This is a genomic window from Bradyrhizobium sp. UFLA05-109, from assembly GCF_054185165.1.
This window is the reverse complement of the sequence record NZ_JBBIAR010000130.1, coordinates 1-9,793: the sequence shown is the minus strand read 5'-3', so window position 1 is coordinate 9,793 and position 9,793 is coordinate 1. Positions and strand designations below refer to the sequence as shown.

Genomic DNA, 9,793 nt, shown 5'->3' with positions numbered 1-9,793 from the left:
CGAGCCTTTATCGAGACCGTCCCGGCTCAACACATCGCTTGGGCCGGGGCGGCGCGTCAGTTCTTCACGGGCGACTACGTAGTAGTTCACCTTGGCGAACTGGTTGATGAGATCGACAGCAGCTGATAGGGGCGGCACCCCACACAAGCTCGGGGCGATTACGAATCCTTTGTGACCGAGGACACATCAGGTTCTATATTCACTAAAACGTCCCCGGCAGTGATTTCGGGATCTCCAAGATCGAGGTCAAGCAGACTTGCTTGAACAAACTCCAGTATCTTAGCGTTCGCTGCATTCGCGCTGTCGCGGTCCTCGAATATCATCACAGCGACACCAACGCCGCCGCCCCCATCCAGCACGTAGTAAGATCTGAATCCGCGCGATTGCCTCAGGATCTGACCGATGCCGCTCTTGGCGCGGCGAGCAGCGTCCGCAACCGAACGAACCTTGGTGTACTTGCGAAGGACTATGTACATGAGGTCACCGCGCGCTGCCGTTCTGAAATCTAGCATCAGGATATCAGCGCCGATACGACGCGATACGGTCCTGGACGTCGCCCGGGGGCCAGATAAGGGAAAAAACTGCATTTGGCAGACTTGTTTACTTTTTTACGCGAGTACAACGCACAGCTCGCCAGCCAAAAGTAAACTGACAGTTGACCTTCACCTGGTTGCACACCGCGCTAAGCTAGGCCGAGCGGATACGAAGGCCATCCGAGAAGCCGATAGCACCATCGGTTTCCGCGCGTTCAGGGTGCTTCGACGTCAACGCGGAGAAGCGCTCGGACTATCAGGGCTTCATCCGTGAAGCGAAGTTCGGTGCCGTCACGATGACAGACGTCCTGCTGTCGGAGCAGCGCATCACGCGGCGCGAGCGCCACATCGCGAAGCTCGACAAGGACTGCTACTATGTCGAGTTCGTCCAGCAGGGACAAATCAACGTCCTCCAGGCCGGGCGGGCGCTGCTCACCAATCCCAGCGTCGGCGCGATCTTCTCGGCCTCCGAGGCCTATGACCTGGAGTGCATGGGCAAGGTGCGGTCGCTGTATCTGGAGATTCCGCGCGTGGAGTTCGCCTCGCGGTTTAACGCGAGCAAGATCCCTGTCGCGATGACCATGGCGACGGGACGGGAGCTTGGGCGGATTGCGGCCGAGTTCTGTGCGACGCTCGCCTCCGAAGGCTCGCCGCTCGATGAGGTCGCGCGCGCCCGGCTGGGCGATGAGCTCACGGACGTCCTGGCGCTTGCCTTGGACATGGGCGACAGGGATGAGCTTTCGGAAGATGCGACCGCCCAGAAGGCGCGCCTGCGATCCGTCAAGGCCTGGATCGAGGAGCACCTGATCGATCCGGATCTCTCGCTGGAGAGGATCGCGAAGAACAACGGTGTCTCGCTCCGGCACCTGCATTATCTCTTCAGGCTCACGGAGGCGTCGGTCTCCGAGTGGATCCTGGACCGCCGTCTGCAGCGCTGCTACGATATGCTGACCCGTCCGGAGTTGAGGTCCTTGTCGGTGACCGAGGTTGCCTATCGTTGCGGCTTCAGGAGCTCATCGCACTTCAGCACCGCCTTTAGGCGGCGATTTGGGCATAGCCCGTCGGAGCAGCGTAAGCGCTAAGAAACTTCTCCATGAGGCAGTCGGATCATCAGGTCTCAGCGCGTTGAGGGCGGCTCTCTTTTTGGCGCAAAGCAGACGTCACTGCGGATTTCGAGGTCGCCGAAGGGGCCAATGCGGGAGATCCAGATTTCACCGGTACCCGGGAGCTGCTACCATCGAGCGGTCTTGCGTCCGAGGGGGGATTGCTGTGTCTCCAGCAGAACTGTCGAGCAGCGAGGCGGAGCGACTGCGGGCATTCGAACGCCAAGGTCATGACGCCTTGGCAAAGAGTTATCACGCATTTTTTGCCACGGTGACCGCTCTAGCTACCGATCCTCTTCTCGACGATGTGTGCTTGCGCCCTGGTACACGCTTGCTGGATATTCGGCGACCGGGCTGCGGTAGTGCACCACGAACTGCACGCTGCCGGCTTGCGTGAGCTTGATCGCGTTCTACGAAAAATTGATCAGTGTCTGCCGCAGCCGCTTCTAGGCGGCATAGACCACGATCGGCAGCAAGGCGGGTCAGCCTGATTGGCCTTTCGTAGACAGCTTATCAGTCCGACGGCAACCGCTGGAAAGGCATCATCTAATACGCCGAGTCCGCTGTGCGGCTGTCTCCCCTCGCTGCTTGCCCGCCGGTCGCAAGAAAAGACTTGTTGCGCGCCAGGTACGAACCATGTCCCCGCGAACCGAGCAGTTCTCCCTCTCTGACCACGACCCGTCCCCTGACCATTGTCAGGATCGGCCAGCCGGTGACTTCGCGCCCTTCATAGGGCGTATAGTCCGAGCCGTCCTGCAATAAATCGTGCGTGATCACCACGCGCTTGTTCGGATCCCAGATAGCGATGTCTGCGTCACTGCCCACAGCGATCGTTCCCTTCCGCGGGTAGAGTCCGTAAGTCTTGGCATGGTTGGTGGAGGTGAGCGCGACAAATCGATTGATATCGATGCGTCCCTTCACTACGCCGTCGGAGAACAGGATCGGCAACCGCGTGGCGACGCCCGGGATGCCGTTCGGCACCCAGCCGAAGCTGGTGCGCCCCTTGGGCGCGAGCTTGCCCTGCGGGTCGTCGTAGCGGAATGGGCAATGATCGGATGAGAACACCGAGAACACGCCAGTCTGTATGCCTTCCCAGCACGCGGCCTGGCTCGCCTCGTCGCGCGGCGGCGGCGGGCAGACGTATTTCGCGCCCTCCATGTTGAGCCCCTGAAGGTCTTCAGCGGTGAGCGTGAGATATTGTGGGCAGGTCTCGCCGAAGACCTTCAGCCCTTTCTGCTGGGCGCGCCGGATTTCGTCCATCGACTCGCGGTTCGACACGTGGACGATCATGACGGGAACATCGACCAGCTCAAACGCTGAGGTTGATGAGAAGAGCTTGCGATCAGCTGCCAGCGCTCTTGGCCGTGATCTCCTAGTCGTCAATGCGAGCAATGAGGCTGGTCTCGATCAAGCATTCATGACCCTTGTGCACGCGAAAGCCGGTGCGTTAGTTGTGGTCCTTGATCCATTTTTTCGTATTCAGCGTGCTCGACTGATCGAAGGGGCAGCACGGTACAGGCTCCCAACAATCTATTCGGAGCGCGAGTTTCCCGTCGCCGGTGGGCTGCTAAGTTACGGAGCAAACGTTTCCTCATCGTATCATCAGGCTGGTGTATATGCCGGCCGCATTCTCAATGGGGAAAAGCCATCAAATTTGCCGGTGGTGCAACCAACCAAGTTCGACCTTGTGGTCAATCTAAAGACTGCCCGAACGCTCGGCGTGGAGATACCGGCTAAGTTGCTCGCACTAGCTGACGAGGTGATCGAATAAGGCGGCGGATGTCCGCTTCTGGCCCATCTCGGCATTCCGACGCGGCTGTCTGAGGTCAGCTTTCAGAGGTAGAGCGGATTAGGCGGAAAAGGCTGACGATGGCGGCTTGTGACCCTGGCTGTGTGAAAAGCCACGAGTCGGCTAGGATTTCTCCGTTTCCTGATGGGGGATACGGATGGGACGCTTCGTTGAAGGCGCGGACAGATCCCAGCTGACGCTCTTGCCGGAATGTCTGGAGGATTGGGTAAGCAAGGACAACGCGGTTCATGTGATCGATGCGTTTGTCGAGGCGATCGACCTGCATGGAATGGGGTTTGAGCGTGTGATCGCCAAGGAGACAGGCCGGCCGTCCTATCATCCGGCAGTCCTTCTGAAGCTTTACATCTACGGTTATCTCAATCGGGTGCAATCCAGTCGCCGTCTAGAACGTGAGGCGTGCCGCAATATCGAGGTGATGTGGCTGATCGCCCGCCTGGCTCCCGATCATAAGACGATCGCCGATTTCCGGAAGGACAATGGAGCGGCGATCCGGAAGGTTTGTACGAAGTTCATTGCACTATGCCGGCAAATGGGCCTGTTGCAGACCCCAAGCGTCGCGATCGACGGCAGCAAGTTCAAGGCGGTGAACAACCGCGACCGCAACTTCACGCATGCCAAGATGACGAGGCGGATGGCGCAGATCGAGGAAAGCGTCGGTCGATATCTGCGTCAACTCGATAGCGCCGATCGGCAGGGGCCATCGGAAGCGATTAGCATCAAGACGACGAGAATCAAGGAAAAGATCGCTCGGCTGAAGCAGGAGATGAGCCGCCTGGAAGTGCTTGATGCGGAGATGCGCAACACGCCGGATCAACAGATATCGCTCACCGATCCGGATGCCCGTTCGATGGCCACCAGCGGACGCGGATCGGGTGTCGTCGGCTACAATGTCCAGGTCGCGGTGGACACCGAACACCATCTGATTGTCACGCACGAGGTCATAAACGTAGGCAACGACCGTGGGCAGCTTGCTCGGATGTCGAAGCAAGCCAAAGAAGTGCTCGAAGTGGACAAACTCGAGGCGATCGCCGACCGTGGCTACTTCGACGGAGAGGAGATATTAGCCTGCGAAGAGGCTGGCGTTGCAGTCACCTTGCCCAAGCCCATGACGTCGAACGCCAAGGCGGAGGGCCGGTTCGGCAAACAGGACTTCGCCTACCTGCCTGATGAGGACGTCTACCGCTGCCCATCCGGCCAGCTGCTGCCCTATCACTACACCAACATCGAGCATGGAATGACGCTGCGCCGTTACTGGTCGACAGCGGCGTGCCAAGGCTGCGCGATCAAGAGCCAATGTACGCCGTCCAAGGAACGCCGCATCGCGCGCTGGGAGCATGAGCATGTGGTCGAGGAGGTCCAGAGACGGCTCGATTCCGATCCCGACGCCATGCGGACGCGGCGCGAGACGGTCGAGCATCCCTTCGGCACGATCAAAGCCCGTATGGGTGCGACCCACTTCCTGATGAAGCGCCTACGGAATGTCGCCGCTGAGATGGCGCTGCATGTTCTCGCCTATAACCTCACACGGGTGATGAACATCGTCGGCAAACCGAGCCTGATTGCAGCCATCCGCGCCGCCTGAAGGCCGGAAAGTGCGTCCAAAAGCGCAATACCGCGTCGCGATACCCACTTTGGCCGTCATCGAACGATCCGACGCGAGAACATGAGCCGCCTGCAACGATTGACGATCACGGCCGCGTGCCGACCTATCCGTTTACACACAACCAAGACCCATAGCTGTCCCGCGCGTTGCGACGCAGCATTTGCACTGTGCGGCGGCAATCGAGATCTGATACTCTGCGCCCGTCTCTTAAGCTGCGATGAGCACCGAATGAAGCGGCGACATTTCATAGCGGGCACTGCGGCACTGCTCGTTTCCCCACGGCATTCGTGGGCAGAAGGGAAGCCTCGCCTGATCGGCAGTCTTAGTCCCGCGTCGACTAACTTGACACTTCGGAAGATGTGGTGGGACAGCTTGCGCGATCATGGCTGGGTTGTGGGGAAGAACCTGATCATTGATTCCCGAAACGCCGAGGGGCATGCCGAGCGCCTACCGGCTCTAGTGGAGGAGCTTGTCGCCCTCAAGCCCGATCTGCTCGTTGCCTTCGGGCCAGAGGCAGCTCTAGCTCTGAAATCGGCGACGGCCACCATTCCGATCGTATTCGTGGCTGTGTTCGATCCCGTGGCGATCGGCCTCGTGCAAAGCCTGTCGAGGCCGGGCGGGAACATAACGGGCCTTGCGACCTCCCCCGGAGATATGATCGGAAAACAAGTAGAAATCCTCCGGGATTTGGTTCCTGGCGCTTCGAAGATTGCGGTGTTGATCAATCCCGGCAACCCGATGCACAGGCCACTAATAACCGAGGTGCCCGAAACAGCCCCAAAGCTAGGCCTGGCTCTGCTGATCGTCGAGGCAACCACGCCTGAAGAACTCGATACCGCCTTTGCGTCGGCTGCCGCCCAGCATGCCGATGCCATGATTGTTGTTGGCGATACCCTAGCCAATCGAGAGGCCCCGCGCGTGACCGCACTTGCTGCAAACCATCGTCTGCCCGCGATCTACCTCTTCCGTACATTTGCCTCGGGCGGATTGATCGTTTACGGCCCCGATTACGCCGATCTGATGCGTCGCTCAGGCGACTACATCGATAGAATTCTCAGAGGTACCAAGCCTGCCGATCTGCCGGTAGAGCAGCCGACCAAATTCGAGTTGGTGATCAACATGAAAACTGCCAAAGCACTTGGCCTCACGGTGCCGCCCTCCCTGCTCGTCTCGGCGGACGAGGTGATCGATTAGAGAGGCGAGATGCCGTTTGCTGCGGTGCATGAGTCCGGTAATGGCCCGTCGCGTCATTTCGGCGCGCGCAACAATCAATCACTTTTGGGGCCAAGCGGACATCGGACGAAGGCGCATTGGTCGCCTTGGCCAAAGTCAGTTCGCATTTGGTAGTCTGATGCACCAAAAACGGTCGTTGAAGGATTTTGTGGGTCGTGGCCGACGAGAAAAGCACGTTGCCAAGCTGGAAGGCCGTCAAGGCGGCACTCCAATCGTTCGACCGCGCTGGCCTCCTGGGGTTGGTCCAGGACCTCTATGCTGCGGACAAGGTCAACAAGGCATTCCTGCATACCCGTTTAGGCCTGGGCTCCGATCAGCTTGGTCCTTACAAGGCGATTATCTCGCGCTGGATTTGCCCTGACTTGATGAGAAGCCAGGCTGTATCGATATCAAAGGGCAAGAAGGCAATCGCGGATTACAAGAAGGCGATTGGAGAGCCGGCTGGGCTGGCCGAATTGTCGATCTTCTATTGCGAGGAGGCTTTGAGCTTCCTTGAGTCCTGCGCCTTTGAAGATGAGCGTTACTTTGTTGCGCTGATCCGCATGTATGACCAGGCCGTGAAACGTGTCCTGGATCTGCCGTTAACCGAGCGGTACGCCTGCGCCAAACGCCTCGGAACCTTTAGGTCACGCGCAAGGCTGGTCGGCTCGGGAATAGGTGATGAATTAGACAGCATTTGGCACGAAGCCGGCTTCGACGAATATCAAGGCCTATGATGTATCCTTCCGTACAGGATGCCGCATGAGCAAAATGCGGCGGCATCGACCTCGCGGTCCTTCGCCCTCGATTGCCGAGCCGCGCCGGCCGTTACTTCTTGGGGCTCATTCCTTTGTGCGGGCTGCGCGTCTCTGTCCGGGTGTACGGCGCATTGCTCTTTTGGGTTCTCTGGCCACCGCTAAGGCTATCCCAAAGGATGTCGATCTTCTCGTGACGGTTGAGCGGGCGATGGATTTGACACCGCTGGCAAATGCCGGCCGGCGCCTTAAGGGATTAGCTCAGACCATTAACCTCGGGGCCGACATCTTCCTCGCTGATACCGCCGGGCATTACCTTGGTCGCATCTGCCGTTATCGCGAATGCCATCCACGTGTCGCATGCCGTGCACAGCATTGCGGGCTTAGAACGCATCTTAACGACGATCTTCACGTGGTGACGCTGTCTGAGGACCTGCTTGCCTCGCCGCCTATTGAGCTCTGGCCCAGAGTGATCCGGCGCCTCGCCGTACCCGAGGATCTTGAGGAGATATTGCTGACCAAGCTGGAACGAGACCAGTAGCGGTCGACTACGGAACGCCGTCCCCATCGAGCGCCCTGCGAGAGAGCTGGTCGTGAACCTCAAGACCGCGAAAGCCCTCGGGATCACGATCCCTGAAACAATCATCGTGGATGCCGACGCAGTGCTCGAATGAAGCGGCAATATCCGCTGCAGTGCATGAGTCCGCAGTTGGCCCGACGCGGACCTTGTGAAACGTCGGCTCTTATGTCGGCTGTTTGGGGTAAAGCGGACTCGTTATGCTCAGCGGGAGTTATTCCGAGTCTGACCCATCGCTGCCAATCGACGTTCAATATTGTCGCAGTGCAGAAGAGCGTACTTCTGCAACTGGTATGGTAATCTGCGTTTCTCAGGCTGAGAGGGATGCTAATGAGGCGACGCGAGTTCATGGCGGGACGACCACCGCATTGCAGTGTTCAGGCATTCTGACAGGAGATTCATAGCTCGCGCTCCATCGCAGGATGGCTGCGATTCTTGACCTTAATCCAGAACTTTTGCCGGCCGCCGCGGTAGGGCCGATCGCGATGTTTCGAGATCAAGCCTTCCAGACCCATGCGGCAGGCTGCACGGAATAGGTCCGGCCCAATCTCGCCGCGCCCGAACGGGGCAACGGTGATCCCGTCCGGCCTCCGAGCAAGCAGTCTCTCCAGTTTGGTCTTGCGCAGGTGTAGCGGCAAATCGCGTAGATCGTCGCCACCGATGGCGAGAACATCGAAGGCGTAGAGTTGGACCTCGCGGTCGTGCTTGCGCGAGTGCAGCGCATTGAAGTCGGGGATGCCGTCAACGCCAAGGATCACGGCCTCGCCGTCGATGACGAAGTGCCTCTGCCGGTTCTTCAGCGCGGCTTCGGCGATCCACGGATAGCGTTTGGTCCAGTCGCTGCCGTTGCGGGACAGCAGGCGCACGCGCTCGTTCTGCCGGATGACCAGCATTCGGGAGCTATCGTGCTTCACTTCATGGATCCAGTCCGGTCCCGATGGGACATGCTGGCCGGCGATCGCAAGACAGAATTCGTACGCCATACGCATGCACAGAACTTAGGCATTCCGTGCGCCATTTGCGAATCTAACAGAGATGCTGCCTACCCCCGCATGACTGAAGGTGGAACCGCAAAATCATGCGGGGCTTTGCTTGATGTCGGCCATCGCTTCTGTTGAGACAGGGCAATTGGAAGTGGCCGGCAGGGGCCGCTGGCCATTGCAGAGCGTCGGCGGCCCCGCCTTGGGTTACAAACCTATCGACGGTTCATCAATGCGGGAAAACGTCGCGATCCTGTTCACGCTAGCGGGTCTTCGACTGGGTGAGGCTCACCGACTGTCCTGTTGTGAACGAAAGCACCGGTGAGGGCGTTAAGAATTATCACCGCGCGGCCTCTGGCATCTATCGGTGATGAGAACGCCTCTCCCGACTTCTCAAACAGAATGGAGAAGCGCAAATGAAGCGTCTCCGTTTCACTCACGAACGCCTCGTCACCGAGGCAAAACGGCTTCGCGAGAAGGCCAAGTTGCTTCCCCCCGGCGTCGATCGGGAGGCTCTGCTTCGCAAAGCCAGGTTAGACGAAATGGTCGCTCATATCGACAAGTGGCTTAGTTCGCGAGGTCTAAGACCGCCGACATGAAACCGGGAATGCGAACGGACGTTGAGCCTTATGGATGACAAAGAGCTCGAAGCCCGTAGTGAACAAGCGCTCGTCGTGGTGACCCTCAGTACGGCAACGCTGATCGCCTGCGTTACCCTTTTAGTATCTCAACTGTAAGACCGCCTCAGTTGCCGCCCTCTTGGTTGATCAGCCGTACATAGGTGCCCGCTCTCGTGCATCTCGAATCAGCCGCGCTCGACCGCCATTTTGATGCCTGCGCCGAACTCCGGCCCATGCGGCTTCGGGGTTGGCGAAGGGACGTTCGGCGGTGAGCTTCATCGATATCCCATAGCCGGATGCGGTGGCCTATACTGAAGTCCGGCCGCACATCTGCACCGCGGCGTCCGCAGGCAGTGCAAGTAAAGCGCTGTTCGATGACCCGCAGTTCGTCCGGCCAGCGATCGGCGCTCACGGCGATATTGTGGCTGCAACGGTAGTCCTGGCAGTAGACCAGGACGCCACGCACGCCCATCCCGCGCATGACGCCAGCGGCACTTTGCTGCAGGGAAACTTACCTTAACGAGCAGGAGGATTGGTGTTGCTCCAAGTGGGGACCGTGTTCGTCACGCCTACCGAAGGCTTATAGTACGATCCCACTGA

8 protein-coding genes and 1 pseudogene are annotated in these 9,793 nt (G+C 59.1%); 6 read left to right on the top strand and 3 right to left on the bottom strand.

The genetic code is table 11. From position 1 onward, the window contains the following. Nucleotides 1-158: 158 nt before the first annotated feature. Nucleotides 159-476 carry a hypothetical protein gene (locus tag Q3C01_RS44220; RefSeq protein ID WP_458151624.1) on the bottom strand — a complete coding sequence of 106 codons (318 nt, stop codon included), beginning with the start codon at nt 474-476 and terminating at the stop codon, nt 159-161. 224 nt (nt 477-700) lie between these two features. Between Q3C01_RS44220 and Q3C01_RS44215 the strand changes: the two genes are divergently transcribed. Next, nucleotides 701-1,615, top strand: coding sequence for a helix-turn-helix domain-containing protein (locus Q3C01_RS44215; protein WP_458151623.1), 915 nt, complete (start codon nt 701-703; stop codon nt 1,613-1,615). Between the two features lie 567 nt (nt 1,616-2,182). Here Q3C01_RS44215 and Q3C01_RS44210 read toward each other — a convergent pair. Continuing rightward, nucleotides 2,183-2,956, bottom strand: a pseudogene (locus Q3C01_RS44210) (amidohydrolase family protein); the annotation flags it as partial. On the opposite strand from Q3C01_RS44210, the gene Q3C01_RS44205 reads away from it, so the two are divergent. From Q3C01_RS44205 to Q3C01_RS44185, 5 genes are all read left to right on the top strand, one after another. After that, nucleotides 2,925-3,407, top strand: a complete 483-nt coding sequence (locus tag Q3C01_RS44205; protein WP_458151622.1) for an ABC transporter substrate-binding protein — start codon at nt 2,925-2,927, stop codon at nt 3,405-3,407. The pseudogene Q3C01_RS44210 and the gene Q3C01_RS44205 sit on opposite strands and share 32 nt — an antisense overlap. A 175-nt stretch (nt 3,408-3,582) precedes the next feature. Beyond that, on the top strand, nt 3,583-5,028 hold the full coding sequence (locus tag Q3C01_RS44200) for an IS1182 family transposase (protein WP_458151621.1): 1,446 nt from the start codon (nt 3,583-3,585) through the stop codon (nt 5,026-5,028). A gap of 249 nt (nt 5,029-5,277) precedes the next feature. Next, a complete protein-coding gene (locus Q3C01_RS44195) occupies nt 5,278-6,243 on the top strand; it encodes an ABC transporter substrate-binding protein (RefSeq protein WP_458151620.1) in 966 nt (321 codons plus the stop codon). Nucleotides 6,244-6,437: 194 nt separating this feature from the next. Then, nucleotides 6,438-6,998, top strand: a complete 561-nt coding sequence (locus Q3C01_RS44190) for a hypothetical protein (protein ID WP_458151619.1) — start codon at nt 6,438-6,440, stop codon at nt 6,996-6,998. 25 nt (nt 6,999-7,023) lie between these two features. Continuing rightward, on the top strand, nt 7,024-7,557 hold the full coding sequence (locus Q3C01_RS44185) for a hypothetical protein (RefSeq protein WP_458151618.1): 534 nt from the start codon (nt 7,024-7,026) through the stop codon (nt 7,555-7,557). Nucleotides 7,558-7,991: 434 nt separating this feature from the next. Here Q3C01_RS44185 and Q3C01_RS44180 read toward each other — a convergent pair whose 3' ends face one another. Continuing rightward, on the bottom strand, nt 7,992-8,582 hold the full coding sequence (locus Q3C01_RS44180; protein ID WP_458151617.1) for an ATP-dependent DNA ligase: 591 nt from the start codon (nt 8,580-8,582) through the stop codon (nt 7,992-7,994). Nucleotides 8,583-9,793 lie beyond the last annotated feature (1,211 nt).